At 72.5% G+C, this 18,683-nt stretch carries 15 protein-coding genes; 3 read left to right on the forward strand and 12 right to left on the reverse strand.

Annotation, left to right across the window (positions count from 1 at the left end):
* Positions 1-225 precede the first annotated feature (225 nt).
* A complete protein-coding gene (locus tag OG242_RS11450; RefSeq protein ID WP_405898049.1) occupies positions 226-1,233 on the reverse strand; it encodes a stage II sporulation protein M in 1,008 nt (335 codons plus the stop codon).
* Positions 1,234-1,346: 113 nt separating this feature from the next.
* On the opposite strand from OG242_RS11450, the gene OG242_RS11455 reads away from it, so the two are divergent.
* Positions 1,347-2,294, forward strand: coding sequence for an RDD family protein (locus tag OG242_RS11455; RefSeq protein WP_405898050.1), 948 nt, complete (start codon positions 1,347-1,349; stop codon positions 2,292-2,294).
* Here OG242_RS11455 and OG242_RS11460 read toward each other — a convergent pair.
* The 8 genes from OG242_RS11460 to OG242_RS11495 all read right to left on the reverse strand — a co-directional run bounded on the left by OG242_RS11460 (position 2,291) and on the right by OG242_RS11495 (position 10,669).
* Complete coding sequence (locus OG242_RS11460) at positions 2,291-2,905, reverse strand: hypothetical protein (RefSeq protein WP_405898051.1); 615 nt, start codon at positions 2,903-2,905, stop codon at positions 2,291-2,293. The genes OG242_RS11455 and OG242_RS11460 overlap by 4 nt on opposite strands.
* Positions 2,906-3,097: 192 nt before the next feature.
* Positions 3,098-4,555, reverse strand: coding sequence for an adenosylhomocysteinase (gene ahcY / locus OG242_RS11465; RefSeq protein WP_405898052.1), 1,458 nt, complete (start codon positions 4,553-4,555; stop codon positions 3,098-3,100).
* A gap of 268 nt (positions 4,556-4,823) precedes the next feature.
* The gene (locus OG242_RS11470; RefSeq protein ID WP_405898053.1) at positions 4,824-5,903 is read right to left on the reverse strand and encodes a cation diffusion facilitator family transporter; all 1,080 of its coding nucleotides are present in this window, start codon (positions 5,901-5,903) and stop codon (positions 4,824-4,826) included.
* Between the two features lie 86 nt (positions 5,904-5,989).
* A complete protein-coding gene (gene manA, locus OG242_RS11475) occupies positions 5,990-7,159 on the reverse strand; it encodes a mannose-6-phosphate isomerase, class I (RefSeq protein ID WP_405898054.1) in 1,170 nt (389 codons plus the stop codon).
* Positions 7,160-7,206: 47 nt separating this feature from the next.
* Entirely contained in the window at positions 7,207-8,343 is a 1,137-nt protein-coding gene (locus OG242_RS11480; RefSeq protein WP_405898055.1) for an SIS domain-containing protein, read from the reverse strand.
* A 60-nt stretch (positions 8,344-8,403) separates the two neighbouring features.
* Positions 8,404-8,586 carry a Trm112 family protein gene (locus OG242_RS11485; RefSeq protein ID WP_405898056.1) on the reverse strand — a complete coding sequence of 61 codons (183 nt, stop codon included), beginning with the start codon at positions 8,584-8,586 and terminating at the stop codon, positions 8,404-8,406.
* Positions 8,587-8,864: 278 nt separating this feature from the next.
* On the reverse strand, positions 8,865-10,232 hold the full coding sequence (locus OG242_RS11490) for a phosphomannomutase/phosphoglucomutase (protein WP_405898057.1): 1,368 nt from the start codon (positions 10,230-10,232) through the stop codon (positions 8,865-8,867).
* A 59-nt stretch (positions 10,233-10,291) separates the two neighbouring features.
* A complete protein-coding gene (locus OG242_RS11495) occupies positions 10,292-10,669 on the reverse strand; it encodes a DUF3499 domain-containing protein (protein ID WP_018524691.1) in 378 nt (125 codons plus the stop codon).
* Between the two features lie 321 nt (positions 10,670-10,990).
* On the opposite strand from OG242_RS11495, the gene OG242_RS11500 reads away from it, so the two are divergent.
* Positions 10,991-11,419 (forward strand): metallopeptidase family protein, encoded by a 429-nt coding sequence (locus tag OG242_RS11500; protein ID WP_405901578.1) that lies wholly within the window; start codon positions 10,991-10,993, stop codon positions 11,417-11,419.
* Between the two features lie 15 nt (positions 11,420-11,434).
* Here the strand turns inward: OG242_RS11500 and OG242_RS11505 are convergent, their stop codons facing one another.
* From OG242_RS11505 to OG242_RS11515, 3 genes are all read right to left on the reverse strand, one after another.
* Positions 11,435-12,985, reverse strand: coding sequence for a DUF5719 family protein (locus tag OG242_RS11505; RefSeq protein WP_405898058.1), 1,551 nt, complete (start codon positions 12,983-12,985; stop codon positions 11,435-11,437).
* Positions 12,982-16,890: a glycosyltransferase gene (locus tag OG242_RS11510; protein ID WP_405898059.1), complete on the reverse strand. Its 3,909-nt coding sequence runs from the start codon at positions 16,888-16,890 to the stop codon at positions 12,982-12,984. The genes OG242_RS11505 and OG242_RS11510 overlap by 4 nt, the downstream gene beginning before the upstream one ends.
* Before the next feature lie 296 nt (positions 16,891-17,186).
* Complete coding sequence (locus tag OG242_RS11515; protein WP_003968728.1) at positions 17,187-17,450, reverse strand: WhiB family transcriptional regulator; 264 nt, start codon at positions 17,448-17,450, stop codon at positions 17,187-17,189.
* Between the two features lie 699 nt (positions 17,451-18,149).
* Here OG242_RS11515 and OG242_RS11520 point away from each other — a divergent pair.
* On the forward strand, positions 18,150-18,644 hold the full coding sequence (locus tag OG242_RS11520; RefSeq protein ID WP_405898060.1) for a cysteine dioxygenase: 495 nt from the start codon (positions 18,150-18,152) through the stop codon (positions 18,642-18,644).
* Positions 18,645-18,683: the final 39 nt, after the last annotated feature.

An 18,683-nucleotide genomic window follows, 5' to 3' on the forward strand; every position in this document is an offset into this window, starting at 1 on the left:
ATCAGAAGCGTTTCGGCCGAACCTAATCGGCTTCAACTTCAGAAGTTGGGAATCGGTGGCTCTGCGGAAAATTCATTTCCGGTGAGAGCGAGCTAGATATTAGCCAGTTGAACCCGAACCTGTCCAGTCCGTGGCAACCGTTCAAATCTACCTCCCCCACTTCACCGTGTCAACGGTTTTTTGGGGCGAGGAGGAGACTAGCAGGTCATTAACGTCGTATGCACATCAGGCGGCCGTCGGCAGCTCGGCACTTCGTTCGACCGCTTCCAGGTCGCCTACATCGCCGGCTCGGGCGGCACGGCCGCCCAGGACGTAGACGTACGCGAGGAAGAGCAGTTCGGCGGCCGCGCCCAATGAGATGCGGGCCCAGGTCGGCAGGCCGGACGGGGTCACGAAGGCCTCGATGACACCCGAGACGAACAGCACCAGTGCCAGGCCGATGGCCATGCCTAGGGCGGCCCGGCCCCGTTGTGCCAGGGCCGCACGGCGGGTCCGCGGGCCCGGATCGATGACCGTCCAGCCGAGGCGGAGACCGGTGCCGGCGGCGACGAAGACGGCTGTCAGCTCCAGCAGCCCGTGCGGAAGGATCAGGCCGAGAAACGTGTCGAGGCGGCCCGCCGAGGACATCAGCCCCATACCGACGGCCAGGTTGACCACGTTGACGAAGAGGACCCAGATCACCGGCACGCAGAGGAAGGCGCCCAGCACCAGGCACATGGCGGCGGCCTGCGCGTTGTTCGTCCAGACCTGCGCGGCGAAGGACGTCGCCCGGTGGCTGGAGTAGTAGGTCTCGTACTCGCCTCCGGGAACGGTCATGCGGCGCAGGTCCTCCGGGGCCGCGATGGCCGACTGGACCTCCGGATGGGTGCCGATCCACCAGCCCATCAGCGCCGCCAGGAGCGTGGAGAGGACCGCGGTCGGTATCCACCACTGCCGCGAGCGGTAGACCGCTGCGGGGAATCCCGCCGAGAGGAAGCGCGCGACGTCGCGCCAGGACGCGCGGCGCGCGCCGGTCACCGTGGAACGGGCACGCGCGACCAGTTGCGTGAGGCGCGCGACGAGCAGCGGGTCGGGGGCGCTGGACTGGATCAGGGAGAGATGGGTGGCCGTGCACTGATAGAGGTCGACGAGTTCGTCGGCTTCCGCACCCGTCAGCCGGCGTCCGCGGCGCAGGAGGTGGTCCAGCCGGTCCCACTCGATGCGGTGGGCGTTGACGAAGACGTCGAGGTCCATGATCGGCTGCGGCTCCAGGTATGGGTGCGTCCGGGTCGTACAACTGCGGCGTTGCGGGTCAGCTTGGCAGACTGTGGGTCCGCGGGGCAGGGGCCGGCGGTGAGGGGTGGGCGATGGGTGAACTGGTGACCGGGGACGCGGTCGTGCTGGGCCTCCGGCCGGCGAAGCTGCCGAGCCGTGCGCTGGCCCTGGCCATCGATCTGATCGTCGTGGGGACGGTGTTCGGTCTGGTGGCGGTGGGGCTGGCGGTCGCCGGCGGCTCGCTTGACGACGCGGCCATGGCGGCGGTGTCCGTCGCCGCTTTTCTGCTGGTCCCGGTGGGAGGCCCGATCGCGGTCGAGACGCTCAGCCACGGTCGTTCACTGGGCAAGCTGGCGTGTGGGCTGCGGGTCGTACGGGACGACGGAGGCCCCATCCGGTTCCGGCACGCTCTGGTGCGCGGCGCGATGGGAGTCGTGGAGATCCTGATGACGCTCGGGGTGGTCGCCTCAGTCGCGTCGCTGGTCTCGGCGCGTGGGCGGCGGCTCGGGGACGTCTTCGCGGGGACGCTCGTCGTACGGGAAAGGATGCCGGCGGGGCGGGCCGCGGCCGTTCCGCCGGCTCCGCCGTGGCTGGTCGGGCGGTTCGCCGAGCTGGATCTCTCGGCGGTCCCGGACGAGCTGTGGCTCGCGGTGCGGCAGTATCTGACGCGGATGCACCAGCTCGACGTCGTCGTGGGCAGGGCCATGTCCGAGCGGCTCGGCGGAGAGGTCGCCGAGCGGACCGGGGTCCCCGCCCCCGCTGATGTGCCGGCCGCCGCGTACCTGGCCGCAGTGGTGCATGAACGTCAGGCACGGGACGCGTACAGGGTGTGGCAGGCCGCGCACGCCGAGGTGATCCGTGGTGCCGCCGGCGCCGGGCCCGGTCCCGCGGACGGCGGCGCTCAGGCATTCGGGGCGCCCGGCCCCGGCGCTCCGGCTCACGGCCCTCATGCGGTCGGCGGCTTCGTGTGCCCCGCTGTCGGTCCCGGCGACATCGGCGCGGGGCGTCCGCCCGCCACCGGATTCGTGCCGCCCGCCTAGGGGCTGGCGGAGGGCGGGGAGTCCAGCTCCTCAAGCTCGATGCCGGGAGCGGAGAGCACCACGTCACCGGCGAGGTGGACAGTGTGCCGTTCGCCCGTGTCCAGGGCGCTGACCTGGTATTCGTCCACCTTCAGGGGGCCGTTGTCAGTGGGGTGCGCTTCACTGTTCACCAGGGCCCAGGACTGGTCGAGCGTACGGGGGGCGAGGACCGGGTCCGTGAAGGTGACGACCCGGACGCGGGTCTCGGGGGAAGCGGGGGTGAGGCGCAGCAGACGAGCGGTCGCGACGAGGAAAGCGGGGGACGTGCCGTTGAAGGCGTGGGCGCGGACATTGCCTTCGGTGGCGTGAGTGCCCGTCGGATCGGTACGGACCCAGGTGAGGCCCTCCAGGGCGGCGCCGCGGACCTGCCAGTCGGCGGCATGGAGTTCGAGACGGAGGGGGCGGCCGAGTTCGTCGAGGGTGAGGTCGACGGATCCGAGGTGACTGCCGGACGGGGCAGTCGTTTGGGAGATGTAGCGCCAGCCTGAAGGGCCGGGTGCGCAGTGGAAGTGTTCTTCGCCGAGGGGGGTGTGGTCGTGGACGTCGTGGAGCGAATATCGGCCGCGGGGCATGGGGTCCTTCGGGTCCTCGGCTCGTGCGGGTGCGGTGCGGCGCAGGCCCCCGACACGGGGGTGCGGGGGCCTGCGTTCGTCGCTGCCGCTGATCGGCCCGGGGCGTCGGACGTCCCGCGCCGCTGAGCCGCTGCGCGCTGCGGGGTTCGCCGGTGACCGGTCACCGGCGAGCCTCCGCGGCGCGTGGCGGGATCAGTAGCGGTAGTGGTCCGACTTGTAGGGGCCCTCGACCTCGACACCGATGTACGCGGCCTGCTCGGGGCGGAGCGTCGTCAGCTTCACGCCGAGCGCGTCGAGGTGGAGACGGGCGACCTTCTCGTCGAGGTGCTTGGGCAGCACGTAGACGTCGGTCGGGTACTCCTCGGGCTTGGTGAACAGCTCGATCTGGGCCAGGGTCTGGTCCGCGAACGAGTTGGACATGACGAACGAGGGGTGGCCGGTGGCGTTGCCCAGGTTCAGCAGGCGGCCCTCGGACAGCACGATGAGGACCTTGCCGTCGGGGAACGTCCAGGTGTGGACCTGCGGCTTGACCTCGTCCTTGACGATGCCGTCGATCCTGGCCAGGCCGGCCATGTCGATCTCGTTGTCGAAGTGGCCGATGTTCCCGACGATGGCCTGGTGCTTCATCTTGGCCATGTCGGAGGCCATGATGATGTCCTTGTTGCCCGTCGTGGTGACGAAGATGTCGGCCTGCGCGACGACGTCGTCGAGGGTGGCGACCTGGTAGCCGTCCATCGCCGCCTGGAGGGCGCAGATCGGGTCGATCTCGGTGATGATCACGCGGGCGCCCTGGCCTCGCAGGGACTCCGCGCAGCCCTTGCCCACGTCGCCGTAGCCGCAGACGACGGCGGTCTTGCCGCCGATGAGGACGTCGGTGGCGCGGTTGATGCCGTCGATCAGCGAGTGGCGGCAGCCGTACTTGTTGTCGAATTTCGACTTGGTGACCGCGTCGTTGACGTTGATCGCCGGGAACAGGAGGGTGCCGTCGCGGTGCATCTCGTACAGCCGGTGCACACCGGTCGTGGTCTCCTCCGTGACGCCACGGATCTCGGAGGCCAGCTGGGTCCACTTCTGGGGGGACTCGCCCAGCGTGCGGTTGAGCAGCGTGAGGATGTGCGCGTACTCCTCGCTGTCCGCCGTCGCCGGGTCCGGGGCCGCGCCGGCCTTCTCGAACTCGACGCCCTTGTGCACCAGGAGGGTGGCGTCGCCGCCGTCGTCCAGGATCATGTTGGGGCCGCCGGTGGGAGTGTTCGGCCAGGTCAGGGCCTGCTCCGTGCACCACCAGTACTCTTCGAGCGTCTCGCCCTTCCAGGCGAAGACGGGGACGCCGGCGGGGGCGTCGGGGGTGCCGTTCGGGCCGACCGCGATGGCGGCGGCGGCGTGGTCCTGGGTGGAGAAGATGTTGCAGGAGGCCCAGCGGACCTCGGCGCCGAGGGCGACCAGGGTCTCGATCAGCACGGCGGTCTGCACGGTCATGTGCAGCGAGCCGGTGATGCGGGCGCCGGCCAGCGGCTGGGCGGCGGCGTACTCCTTGCGGATCGACATCAGGCCGGGCATCTCGTGCTCGGCCAGGGTGATCTCCTTGCGGCCGAAGGCGGCAAGGGAGAGATCGGCGACCTTGAAGTCCTGTCGATTGGCGACCGTCGTCATAACGGGCTGCTCCTCGTTGTGGAGTCGAGGGTGGGTAGGGCGGCTCTGCGGCGGCGGGCACACGAATGCCCGGGCGCGCGCAGCGCAGTCCGTCGGAGGCCCTCTCTCCCTCGGCCGGTCCGGTGTACGGACCGATCGACCGCCATCAGCAGCGACGTCTGACACTGCCGTCGAATCTACACCGAACGGCGCAGCCGCTCCCAGTCCACCGGGGCGGGTCCGGTGCGGGAGCGGCTGCGAGGGGTACGCGATGGCGGGTCCGATGCGGTCAGCGGCCGGATTCCGACGGCCCGCTGTCACCGGAATCCGTGTCACCGGAATCCGTGTCGTCGGGTTCGGCCGCTCCGGGTTCCGGGGCTTCCGGGCCGGGGGTGGTGGCGGCTTCGGGGTGCGGGGTGGCGGGGGTCTTGGCGGGGTTGGTGCCGGCCGCGGCGGCCGCGGCGTTGTAGATGTCCGGCTCCAGGTAGATCACCCGGGCGATCGGGACGGCCGCGCGGATGCGGGATTCGGCGGCGTTGATGGCGTTGGCGACCTCGTCTGCGGTGTCGTCGTGCTGGACCGCGATCTTGGCGGCGACCAGCAGTTCCTCCGGGCCGAGGTGGAGGGTGCGCATGTGGATGATGCCGGTGACGGTGTCGCCGTCGACGACCGCGGCCTTGATCTTCTCGACCTGGTCGGTCCCGGCCGCCTCGCCGAGCAGCAGCGACTTGGTCTCGGCGGCCAGCACGATCGCGATGGTGATCAGCAGGATGCCGATGCACAGGGTGCCGATGCCGTCCCACACACCATTGCCCGTGCCGAGGGCCAGGCCGACGCCGCCGAGGGCGAGGACCAGACCGATCAGCGCGCCGAAGTCCTCGAGCAGCACGACGGGCAGTTCGGGGGCCTTCGCGCGGCGGATGAAGTCCGTCCAGCTGAGCGAGCCGCGCGTTTCGTTGGACTCCCTGATCGCCGTACGGAAGGAGAAGCCCTCCGCGATGATCGCGAAGACCAGGACGCCGACCGGCCAGTACCAGGCCTCCAGCTCGTGGGGGTGCCTGATCTTCTCGTAGCCCTCGTACACCGCGAACATGCCGCCGACGGAGAACAGGACGATGGAGACGAGGAAGGCGTAGATGTAGCGCTCGCGGCCGTAGCCGAAGGGGTGCTGCGGGGTGGCCTCGCGCTGGGCCCGCTTGCCGCCGAGGAGCAGCAGTCCCTGGTTGCCGGAGTCCGCGAGCGAGTGGACGCTCTCCGCGAGCATCGACGAGGAGCCGCTGAACAGGAACGCCACGAATTTGGCCACCGCGATCGCGAGGTTGGCGCCGAGCGCCGCCACGATCGCCTTGGTTCCGCCTGACGCACTCATGGGTGCCTGTGTCCCTTCTTCGGTCTGCGGCCCCGGCGGCCGCCGTGTGGCGGCACATTGTTGCAGCCGCCGCGGCGGACGGTGCGTCAGGCCACCACTGTCGCACGGAACAGCGTGCCCGCTCCGGACACATGTACCCGCTCGCCCGCCGGTACGAAGACCGATTCGCCGGGGGCGAGACCGAGGTCGCCTGCCTGCGGGGCGCCCGCCGTACAGAGCAGGATCTGCGGGGTGGCCGCGGTCAGGTCGGCGGGGGCGGCGCCGGGCGACAGGTCGAAGCGGGAGAGGCGGAACTCGTCGACCGGGGTCTCGTACAGCTCCTCGCCCGACGGGGACGCCTCCGGGCGCAGGATGCCCGGGTCGGTCGCCTCGAAGCGGACGATACGGAGGAGTTCGGGGACGTCGATGTGCTTGGGCGTGAGGCCGCAGCGCAGCACGTTGTCCGAATTGGCCATGATCTCGACGCCGAGGCCGTCGAGGTACGCGTGCGGGACACCGGCCCCGAGGTACAGCGCCTCGCCGGGCTGGAGCCGCACGTGGTTGAGCAGCATGGCCGCGATGACGCCCGCGTCGCCGGGGAAGTGGTGGGCGATGCGGGCGTACGGGGCGTAGGCGCCGCCGAGCCGTTCCGCGGCGGCCGCGGCGGCGGTAACCGTTTCGGCCATCTCGTCCGGGTCCGCCGTGAGGATCGCCGTCAGCACCTCGCGCAGCGCGGCCTCCTCGGGCTGGGCGCGCAGCAGGTCCGCGTACGGCTTCAGGGAGTCGACGCCCAGGCCCTCCATCGCCTCGGCCGCCTCCAGGGGGCGGCGGAATCCGCACAGGCCGGCGAAGGGGGTGAGCGCGCAGATCAGCTCGGGCTTGTGGTTGGCGTCCTTGTACGTGCGGTGGGGGGCGTCGATCGGGACGGACCGGCGCTCCTCGTCCGCGTAACCCGCCCTGGCCTGGTCGAGGTTCGGGTGCACCTGGAGGGAGAGGGGGGCGCCGGCGGCGAGCAGCTTGAGGAGGAAGGGCAGCCGGGGGCCGAACTTCTCGACGGCCGCCGCGCCGAGCTCGCGGGCCGGGTCCGCGGCGATGACCTCGGTGAGGGACTGCTCGGCGGGGGCCTCGGCGCGGGATATCCGGGAGGGGGCCCCGGGGTGGGCGCCCATCCACATCTCCGCCTGCGGCTCGCCGGTGGGGGCAACGCCCAGCAGGGCGGGGATCGCGGTGGTCGAGCCCCAGGCGTACGGGCGCACGGTGTTGGAGAGCCGGTCCATGGATCAGTCCTTGTGTTGCTGTGCTGTCTTGGCGTGGTGCGGGTGTCTCAGGCGCCGGCCGTCGAGGCGAGCGACAGGTAGACCGCTGCGAAGTCGGTGACGGCGAGCAGTTCGGCGAGGGATTCGAGCGTGCTGCCCTCCTCCGGTTCGAGCTCGCTGATCGCCGTGTCGTGGCCGAGGGCCAGTTCGCGGGCGGCCGGGGCGGCGCTGAGGCCGCCGGTCGGGCGGTCGCGGAGCAGCACGACCCGGGCGTGCAGGGGCTCCGACTCGTCGACGCGGTCGCGGAAGAAGTCGTCCGGGTCCGCGCCCGCGGCGAAGGCGCCCGCCAGCAGGCCGCCGTGCGCCGGGAGCGCCTCGGGGAGCGCGGCGGCGAGGGCCGGGCGGCCCGAGAGTTCCGCCAGGACGGCGGCGAACCGGCGTCCGACCGGGCCGGCCGCGTCCCCCTCCGTCCAGATCAGCGGCAGGCTGTCCGCGAGCTCGGCGGCGAGGGTCTTGGCCGGGTTGCTGTACGTGGCGATGGCCGGGCCGCAGCGCTCGGCCGTGCGGTCCAGGCGGTCCGCGACGCTCTGCAGGGCCTCGGCGGGGGCGGTGACCAGGCCCACGCGGTCGAGCAGCGCGAGCAGCGGGGTGAACAGGGCCCAGAGCGTGCCGGGGCCCGCGGCCGACGTCTCGGCGTCGTACTCGCCGTGCGGGGCGGAGGCCATCGGTACGACGAGGCCGTGCACCCCGTGGACCGCCTCGCGCAGCGGGGAGCGCAGGGGTGCGACGGCCACGACCGTGCAGCCGCGGCGGTACGCCTGCTCCGCGAGGAGGGCGAGGCCCGGCTCGGAGCCGTCCGCCGTGGCGATGAGGAGCAGGTCCACGGAGCCGGCCCAGCCGGGCAGCGTCCAGCGAAGGGCGCCGGGGGCGGGGGCGACGCCGGTCGGGTGGATGCGGGTGACCGGGGCGGAGGCGCCGGCCAGGGCGGCGATCAGGTCCGCGACGCAGGTGGCGGCGGTGCCGGGGCCGGCGACCAGGACGGCGCGCGGGCGGCCCTCCGGCTTCAGGTCGGTGATCCCGGCCTCCGTCGCGTGCCGGGCGGCGGTACGGACGCGGGCCCCGGCCTCGGCGGCGCCGCGGAGCAGGTCGCGGCGGTCGGCTCGGGCCAGGGCGTCGGGGGCGTCGAGCAACGACTCGTCGAGCATGGGGCGGTCCTCCGATCACGTGCCGCTCACCGGCTGGTGCGGTGCGGCGGGTACGCCGGCTTATGCGGGGCGGCGGGCCTCGTCGACGAGGAGTACGGGGATGCCGTCGCGGACCGGGTAGGCGAGGCCGCAGTCGGTGCCGGTGCAGACGAGTTCCGGGGTGTCGGCTGCCGTCCGGTCGTCCAGGGGGGAGTGGCAGGCCGGGCAGGCCAGGATCTCCAGGAGGCCGGCTTCGAGCGGCATGGGGTGTCCCTTCGGGCGGGTGTGTTCTGGGGGCCCTTGTGGGGGCGAGGTCAGCCTACCGCCGGGGTGGGGTGGGGCGCCTGTGGCGGGGCGGCCTGAGGTGGGGGCGCCTGCGGCGGGCCTTGTCCCCTACCCTCCCCTTCCCGAAACCGGGGCTCTGCCCCGGACCTCGCTCCTCAAACGCCGGAGGGGCTGGGTTACGCGGCGCGGCTGGATGAGGCGACGGGCCGGCTACGGAGGGCTCTGCCCCGGCCCCCGCGCCTCGAACGCCGGAGGGGCTAGGTGTTCCTGATCAGCCCCAGTACCTCGTCCCGTACCGACCTCATCGTCTCCTCGTCCTTCGCCTCCACGTTCAACCGCAGCAGCGGTTCCGTGTTCGACGGGCGGAGGTTGAACCACCAGGTGGGGGTGGTCACCGTGAGGCCGTCCAGGGTGTCCGTGGTGGCGTTCTCGCGGGAGGTGAAGGCGGTCCTGACCTCGGCGGTGCGGGCGGTCTGGTCGTCGACCGTGGAGTTGATCTCGCCGGAGGCGGCGTAGCGGTCGTACTGGGCGACCAGGGCGGAGAGGGGGGCGTCCTGGCCGCCGAGGGCGGCGAGGACGTGGAGGGCGGCGAGCATGCCCGTATCGGCGTTCCAGAAGTCGCGGAAGTAGTAGTGGGCCGAGTGCTCGCCGCCGAAGATCGCGCCGTGGGCGGCCATCTCGGCCTTGATGAAGGAGTGGCCGACCCTCGTGCGGACGGGGGTGCCGCCGTGTTCGCGTACGACCTCGGGGACGGAGAGGGACGTGATCAGGTTGTGGATGATCGTGCCCCGGCCGCCGTTGCGGGCCAGTTCGCGGGCCGCGACCAGGGCCGTGATCGCCGACGGGGAGACGCCCTCGCCTCGTTCGTCCACCACGAAGCATCGGTCCGCGTCGCCGTCGAAGGCCAGGCCCAGGTCGGCGCCCTCGGCCAGGACGCGGGCCTGGAGGTCGACGATGTTGGCCGGGTCCAGGGGGTTGGCCTCGTGGTTCGGGAAGGTGCCGTCGAGCTCGAAGTACATCGGGACCAGGTCCACGGGCAGTCCGGCGAAGACCGTGGGGACCGTGTGGCCGCCCATGCCGTTGCCCGCGTCCACGACGACCTTCAGCGGGCGGATCTCCGTCAGGTCCACCAGCGAGAGCAGATGGGCGGCGTAGTCCGTGAGGGTGTCGCGCTCGGTGACCGTCCCCGGGGTCGCGACCGGTTCGGGGGCGCCCTTCCCGGACCACTCCTCGGCCAGTGTGCGGATCTCGGCCAGGCCCGTGTCCTGGCCGACCGGCGCCGCGCCCGCCCGGCACATCTTGATGCCGTTGTACTGCGCCGGGTTGTGCGACGCCGTGAACATCGCGCCCGGCAGGTCCAGCGCCCCGGAGGCGTAGTACAGCTGGTCCGTCGAGCAGAGGCCGATCATGGTGACATCGGCGCCCCGCCCCGCCGCACCGCGTGCGAACGCCCCGGACAGGGCCGGGGACGTGGGGCGCATGTCGTGGCCGATGACGATCGCGTCCGCGCCGGTCACCTCGACGAACGCCGCCCCGAAGAGTCCGGCCAGCTCCTCGTCCCACTGGTCGGGCACGACTCCGCGCACGTCGTACGCCTTCACGAGCTGCGACAGGTCTGCGGTCACGGGCCGGTCCTCCTGGGGGTTTCTTCGGACCGCCAAACTACCCGGCGGCCGGCCGTCCCTCAGGAGTCGGGTGAGCGCAGGACGCGGAGGTGGCCCCGGCGGGCGACCTCCATCGGGTCGGCCGTGCGCGGGCCGCCGCCCCGGGTGCCGTCGCCGCGCTCCTGCGGACGCGCGGCCTCGCGCACGGCGTTGGCCAGCGCTTCCAGGTCGTCGCCGCTGGGGCGGCTGGGCGCGGAGGGGTCGGAGAGCCGGACGACTTCCCAGCCCCGTGGCGCGGTCAACCGCTCGCTGTGCTCGGCACAGAGGTCGTAGCAGTGGGGCTCGGCGTAGGTGGCGAGCGGGCCGAGGACCGCAGTCGAGTCGGCATAGACGTACGTCAGTGTCGCGACGGCAGGGCGGCCGCACGCGGTGCGCGAACAGCGACGTACAGGGCTCACGATGTTGGACGGTACCGCACTCTTGAGCGGGCTGCGACGACTCTCCCCCGGCTCACCCCTCCGTGTCGCCCTGTGAACTCCTGCACATACCGCCTCGGAGCAACTCCCCTGACCTGCGCGGGAGGAGAGGGCGAGCGCCTTGACGGCAATGATTCCGGTCACCGATATGGAGCGAACCTTTCACAAGGCGCGAGTTCAGCGGTCGGGAGCGGGGCCGGAAACGGGCTCTCGTGTGGCCGGATTGTTCAAGAGCGGACAGGGTTCCGCGCGCCCGCTCGGTCTCCGGCCGGACGGGCCCCGGAGCGTTAGGCTGCGTCGGTGATGGACAGCTCCGTACCGCCCCGCCCGTCCGAGCCCCGTCCGCGGCGTCGCGACCGACACGGCCGCGGTATGCGCGGGCCCGTGGCCCCGCCGCAGGTGCCGCTGTCGACGAGCCGTGCGGACGGCTTCCGCGATCTCGTCCAGGACTCCGTCGAGCGGCTGGAACGGCGCTGGCCCCAGCTGGCGGAGGTCGACTTCGTCGTCCTGGAGGTGCCCGAGACGGCGGAGGACATCGTTCCGCTGGGCAACGCGGTCTCGGCCGAGAAGGGCCGGCCCGCCCAGATCTCCGTCTACCGGCGCCCGGTCGAGCTCCGTACCAAGAGCCGCGACGAGCGTGCCCTGCTCATCCACGAGGTCGTCGTCGAGCAGGTCGCCGAGCTGCTGGGCCTGGCCCCCGAGTCCGTCGACCCCCGCTACGGGCAGGAGTGACGGCGGGGGCCGCCCTCAGTCGTCGAGTACGGACAGGTCCTGACGGGCCGCCGGGACCTCCACCGTGCCCTGGTCGTCCGGCAGGGTCTGCACCGTGAACATCTGGATGCCGTCCACCTTCACCGTGAGCGTGCGCGCGGCGTGGACCGGGCCGCCCGACAAGGTCTCGACCGTCAGGGCGTACGTGCCCTTGAGGCCCTGGGGCACGGGCGGGGTGACCGCCGTGGTGGTGCCGGCCGCGACCTTGTACGTCTTGCTGACCGGCGTACCGCCTCCGCTGCCGGCTGACGCGGTGACCTTGACGGTTCCGGCGGCGCCGGGGGCGGTGAGCGAGAGGACCGAGCCCTGGGAGCGGTTGTCGGCGACGGTCGCGCGCGCGCCCACCGGGCGGGTCGCCGGGATGTAACCGACCTCCTGGTTGCCGCCCTTGCCCCGGACCACGCGCAGCGCGGCGACGACCGGGGTCGCCCTGCCCTTCTCGGAGGGCACCAGCATCAGCGAGCCGGCCTCTCCGCGGGTGACGTCCTTCAGGTCGATTCCGGCCGTCATGTTCGACTTGACGTGCAGTTCCTCGTGACCGGCCGGGGTGATCGCGCCGCTCTTGCCGAGCAGCTTCAGCGTGAGGTCGGCGTCGTCCTCGCCGGGGGCGAAGGCCACCAGGCGTACGGAGGTCGCGTCCGCCGGGATGCCGGGCAGCACGAGCGTGCTCGCCGGTTCGGCGGAAGCGGGGAGCCAGTCGCTGCCGGTGGTGTCGTCCGCCGTCCTGACGGCCGCGCCGACCCGGCCCGTACGGGTGGTGACGTGGACGGTCACGTCGTCGGCGGCCTTGCTGGTGAGCGTCGAGATCAGGACACGTACGCCGGAGCCCGCCGGGACCGTGATGCCCTCGCCGACGTCCGACTTGAGCGTGCCGTCCGGGCCGTACAGCTCGATGTCGGCGACGGCGGCGGTGTCGTCCGGGTTGGTGAGGTGGACGTAGTCCTCGCGGGACTTGGCGGTGCTGGCCGCCGGGAACCAGAAGTCGGTGTCGGGCACGGTGCAGCTGATGCCGAGCAGGCCGCGGCCGTCGCCCGCCTCGATGGTGGTGGTCTGCTGGGCGGTCCAGCCGGGTGCGAGACGGCCGGTGGCGGTGCCGACGAGCGCGGGCGAGTCCGCGCCCGATGCCTCGCCGGTGGCGGGCTTGCCGGGCTCCTTGAGGGAGACGACCGGCTTGGTCTTGTCCGCCTCCTTGCCCTTCTTGCTCTTCTCCTTGTCCTTCTTGTCCTTTTCGTCGGACTTCTCGTCCGTTTTGGCCTCGTCCTTCGCGGACGAGACGAGCGCGGCCGCGCCGGCGGTGGCCGACCCACCGCTCTTGTTGGGCGGTGTGTAGGCCGTGTACGCCGTCTCCGAGAGGTCCGAGAGACCTGGTGCCGGGCAGAGCAGGCTGGTGCGTTCGACGGGCAGTCGCGCGGCCGTCTTCGCCTCCGTCGTACCGTCGCCGTCCGGCACGTTGAGCGCGGCGAACCCGGTGACAGCGGCCAGGGCGACCGCCCCGGCGATGAGGGACAGGCTGCTGGTGGACTTCACTCGGACTCGCCTCGGGTCGGCCACGGGTTCTGGCCCGGGGCGGGGTTCTCGGGGTTCTGCGGGTCGTACGGGCGCTGCTCGCCGTACTGCCCGGCCTCGGGGCCGTACCCGTTCGGGTCGTAGGTCTGCGGGTCGTACGCGGGCGGGTCGTACGGGCCCGCGTACTGGCCGTCCTGGTACTGCGGATAGCCGTACGGGTCGTAGGCGCCGGCATCCGGCTGCTGCTGGCCCTCGGCGTACTGGGCGCCCTGGAACCGTCCGTCCTGGTACTGGCCGTCCTGGTACTGGCCGTCCTGGTACTGGCCGTCCTGATACTGCGGGTAGCCCGCGTCCTGGTACTGGCCCTGCTGGGCGTCCCACTCGCCGTACTCCTGCTGCGGTACGAAGACGTCGTCGTTCTCCGGGGCGCCCTCGGGGGCCGGATCGGTTTCCGGGCCCTGTTGGGCGGGAACGTACGCCGGTTCGTCACCGGTCTGTGCGTACGCCGGCAGCTCGCCGGTCTGTGCGTACGCCGGCTGCTCGCCGGTCTCCTCCTGCTCCCGGGGGGCTCCCTCCGCGTCCTGCTCCCCCGCACCGTCCTCGCTCTCGGCCAGGGCGGCCGCGCGCAGCCTGCGGGCCCGGCGGCCCTCACCGGCGACCGGTTCGGCGGCGACCGCCTCGGCCTCCTCGGGCAGGTCGTCGTCGATCTCCCGGCGGCGGCCCGGGAGGGCCATGACCACCAGGACGACGGCGAGCGCGACCTGCGCCCAGATCCACACGGTGTGCGTGAAGGGGGCCTCGTACGTGAGGTCCAGGGTGCCGCCCTCGGCGGGGAGTTCGAAGCCCTGGGCCCAGCCGTCGACGGTCTTGGCGGTCAGCGCGCGGCCGTCGAGCGTGGCCTCCCAGCCGGGGTCGGCGGCGTCGGCGATCCGCAGCACCCGGCCGGCGCCACCCGCCGGGATCTTGGTGTGCGCCTCGACCGGCTGGGAGCCCACGGGGAGCGGCTCGTCACCGGCGGCGGACGGGACGATCATGATCCGGGCGACCTGCCGGTCCACCCGCCACAGGGCGCTGCCGTCCAGCTGGCTGAGCCGGCTGAGGCCCGGGGTCGCGTCGAGCACCCGGCTCATCTGCTTCGGGGCCCCGTCGCGCACGAGGACGTAACGGATCGCGAAGCCGCTGAGCTGGCTGCCCTGGTCGGCGCCGGAGCCGGCGACCAGGTTGGCGACGACCTTGTCGAGGTGGCTGTTGCCGCCCTGCGCCTCGGCCAGTTCGGCGTCGCCGAGCCGGGCGCCCGAACCCCGGACGAGGGTGTAGTCGACGGAGGCGGACGAGGCGCCGCCCAGGACCAGGGTGCGCGGCTGGTCGCGGGTGCCGCTCTCCTCCGCGACGAACGCGGGCACCTGGACCGGGTCGCGGCGCTCCAGCGGCCCGGCCGCGCCGCCGATCATCCAGCCGGCGGCGGCCAGCACGGGGGCCAGGCCCGCCGCGAGGGCGATGAGGACCGCGACCGGCTGGCGCCAGCCGAAGCTGAGTTCGGCGACGCGGATGCGGGCACCGTCCGCGCCGACCAGCGCGGCGGCGATGAGCGCGGCGCCGTAGACGAGGGTGGCGGGGCCCGCCCAGCCGGAGCCGTTGGCGAGCCCGGCGAACGCCAGGGCCACCAGCGCGGCCACCCAGGCGGTGCGGACGGCGGACTGACGCTCCCCGCGCAGCAGGGCGGCGAGCGCCGCGAGGACGATGCCGAGCAGCAGGACGCCGCCCGCGGCCTTCGGCCCGCCAGGGCTGATGCCGAGCAGGTCCAGCGCGGAGGCGGAGCCCGTACCGGTCTCCAGTCCGGCTTCCTTCAGGAACGCCGACGGGCTGCTCAGCAGCGACAGCGACCAGGGCGCGAGGACGAGCAGCGGGGTGCCGACGGCGGCGAGGAAGCGGAGCCCGTAGGCCGTGATGTCGTCGTGCCGCAGCGCCAGGACGCCGAGGCCGAGGACCACGGCGAGCGGCCACACGATCGGCGTGAACGCCATCGCGAGGGTGAGCAGCAGGGTGTACGCCCAGGTGGCGCGCCAGCTGCCGCGGGCGTTGCCGGTGGCCCGCATGCCGTGTGCGGAGACGGCCGTGCGGGCGATCAGCGGCAGCAGGACGGCCAGGACGGCGGTGCCGAGGCGGCCGGTCGCCAGGGCGCCGGTCGCTGCGGGCAGGAAGGCGTACGCGATGCTCGCCCAGGCGCGCAGCAGCCGCGAGGGCAGCAGCGGGCGGGTGACGAAGTACGCGGTGAGTCCGGCGAGCGGCACCGAGCAGACGAGCAGCAGGGTGAGCGCGAAACCGGTGGAGCCGAGGAAGAGCGCGGAGAGCGCCGAGATCACGGCGAGGTAGGGAGGGGCGGTCGGGGTGCCGCCGGTGCCGACGGTGTGCCAGCCGTCCGCGTAGCGCCCCCACAGGTCGGAGACGTCGCCGGGGGCCGGCAGCAGGGCGCCGCCGGCCAGCGCGCCCCCGCCGATGAGGCCGCGGCAGGCGACGAGGGAGACCAGGAGCAGCAGGGCGAAGAGGACCGGTCCGGGCTTGCGGCCGACCTTCTTCAGCCGGGCGAACTGGTCGATCTCCAGGTAGTCGGCGTCGTCGCCCCCGGGTCCGGACTCCACGGCGCCGTGCCGGGAGCCGCCGGAGTCGGCGTCGGAGCCGCCGCCGAAGTTCCCGGCGACCTGTTCGACGGTCGCGCGCACGGTGGCGCCGGGTGCGGGGAAGAGGCTGCGCAGTTCGGCGGCGTCGACGGCGCCCTTTCCGCGGGCGCGGCGGGCGGCCAGGATGCGGCCGGGGCGCAGCAGGGTGCTCAGGAGGCCGGTGACCTCGTCGAGCGCCTGGCCGGGGACCTTGCCGACGAGGTAGGCGAGGGTGCGGAGCAGGGTGCCGAGGACGAGCCGCAGCATGACCCAGGGCAGCTTCTTGCCGGGGGCGTTGACGAGCATCGTGTAGACGGCGCCCGCCTTGTCCACGCGGTGCGGGGAAGCGCCACGCCGCGCGAAGCGCGCCGATGAGGGGTGGCGGTCGGGCGACGGGCGGGCATTGCGGCCGGCGCAGTCGATGGGGCGGCGTTCCCGCGCGGAGGCCTCGGCATGCCGCAGGACGGCGTCGGGGGCGACGAGCACCCGGTGGCCCGCCATGTGGGCGCGCCAGCACAGGTCGACGTCGTCGCGCATCAGCGGGAGCCTGCGGTCGAAGCCGCCGAGCTCCTCCCAGACGTCGCGCCGGATGAGCATGCCGGCGGTGGAGACGGACAGGACCGTACGGACCTGGTCGTGCTGGCCCTGGTCCTGCTCGCGGCGGTCGAGGCCGGTCCAGCGGCGTCCGCTGTTGGCGATGGAGACGCCGACCTCGAGGAGCTGGCGGCGGTCGTACCAGCCGCGCAGCTTGGGGCCGACGATCGCGGCGTGCCGGTCGTTGTCGACGACGCGCAGCATCTCGGCGAGCGCGTCGGGGTCGGGCGCGCAGTCGTCGTGGAGGAGCCAGAGCCACTGCACCGGTTCGCCGTGCGGCAGCTCGGGCATCTCGTACGCCTCGTCGCGCCAGGTCCGGGTGACCGGGTCCCAGCCGCTGGGCCGCTTCAGGTAGGGCAGGTCGTCCGGGGTGAGGACACCGGCCGTGCGGCTCGCCTCGTCGACGGCGGTGCCGAAGCTCGTACGCCGCGCGAGGTGCAGGACCCGGTCGGCGCCGAGCGCCTCGGTGACCAGGCGCGCGGAGTCGTCGGCGCTGCCCGTGTCGGCGGCGACGACGTTCTGTACGGGGCGTTCCTGGCCGAGCAGCCCGGCGAGCGCGTCGGGCAGCCAGCGTGCGCCGTCGTGGGAGACGAGCACGGCGGTGACGACATGCCGGGGGAACTCGGGGGCGGCGGCGGCCGCGTACGGCGCCGTTGATTGGCTGTGCACGGACATCGAGGTACGGGCCCTCCGGCCGGGTCCGGGGGACGTCCCCCCGGGGGCTGCATCGGTGTACACGCGCGCTCTGTCGGGTCGTTGGCGCGTCTCGGACGGGGCCCCACACTAACGGTACGGACAAACCCGGGGTGCGCGGAGCGGTTGACCGGGAGCGCGACGGGGTAGCGGGCGGCGCGGATATCGGGCCGGGCCGGGCATGAGCGCGGCGGGTGCCGGGTACGGCGATGGCCCGCCGCCTGCGGGTGCAGGCTGCGGGCCATGGAGTGTGCGGTGGGCCGGGCCGGTCGGCCCGGTCAGATCGCAGCCTTCTTCAGGCGCCGGCGTTCACGCTCGGAGAGACCGCCCCAGATACCGAACCGCTCGTCGTTGGAGAGGGCGTACTCCAGGCACTCGGACCGGACTTCGCAGGCGAGACAGACCTTCTTCGCCTCGCGGGTCGATCCGCCCTTCTCGGGGAAGAAGGACTCGGGATCGGTCTGGGCGCACAGCGCGCGCTCCTGCCAGCCGAGCTCCTCGTCCGCGTCCTCGACCAGCAGTTGCTGGAACAGCTCGGTCATCTGCGCCCCTCGTCCGTCTCTTGCGTCCCGTGATGCGGCCGTTACCGAATCGGCCGAACGACACGGGTGAAATTACAAGCGTGAAGCTCTGGCTGGTCAAGCCCAGATCTGCTATTGGCCCCGGTATTCACCCTGCGGCACCAACCGTATGCATTAAGTGTTCAAATCACCAAAAACCTGACATATGCCATGGGCCTTCGCGCCTGCCCACCCGTCATGGAGACAAACTCCCGCAGGCTCGAACACGTTGCGATTCGATCACTGAAGCGACCAAGATCACATTCGGGTCACGGCGCCGTGCCCGTGTTTGGCTGCACGACTGTTGCGCCACCTGTCCCCACCGAAGGCCGCTAAAACCTTTCCCCGGACGGAGTAACCGGATGAGGTGAAACATTGCCGCCAAACCGGGCATTGGGTTGACAGTGGACGGTTCTCCGGTTCTCCTTGATGGCATGCCAGTGACCTCAGCGATGCACGCCACCCGCGCCCGCGGGTTCCGTAGCGCTGTCCAGGCTCGCTGTTGCTGTTCCAGCTGTCTCAGCTGTTGATCCCGCCGACGCCGTCGTAGCCCCCGCTCCGGCTCGGCCCGTTCGTCCCGGACCTCCCCCACGCGGCCCTCCGGCCCACGGCCCCGGTCCTCGCGACGAGCCCACCGCACCGCACGCCGTACTCGCACCCCGCCGAGGAACTACCGCTCCCATGAACAGCAGCGACAGCGACCTCCAGATCGCCGGCGACCTCCTGGAGGTCCAGCACCTCCTTCGCCCCGCCCGCGAACACCCCGTCACCGTGGCCGAGTTCGTCGGCCTCGCCCGTACCATCGCCGCCGACCGCGACCGGTGGGCCCCGCTCGTCCAGTACGACGCCACCAGCCGCTGGTACCACCGTCTGCACAACGGACTCGGCTACGAGGTCTGGCTGCTCAGCTGGGTGCCCGGGCAGGGCAGCGGGCTGCACGACCATGGCCCGTCCTCCGGCGTGCTGACCGTCCTCGACGGCGAGCTGACCGAGCGTACGGACCGGGGGAAGCGGACGCTGGGCGCCGGGGCGCAGCGCGTCTTCGCCCCCGGCTACCTCCACGAGGTCGTCAACGACTCCCTCGAACCGGCCGTCAGCCTGCACGTCTACTACCCGGGCCTCACCGACATGCCGATGCACACCGCGCAGTGCGCCCCGGCGGTCGCGACTGCCTGAACGGCCGCTGTCCGTGAAGGCCCGAGCTGCTGACACACT

It is taken from the genome of Streptomyces sp. NBC_00727, from assembly GCF_045161745.1.
In the GTDB taxonomy this organism is placed as follows: domain Bacteria; phylum Actinomycetota; class Actinomycetes; order Streptomycetales; family Streptomycetaceae; genus Streptomyces.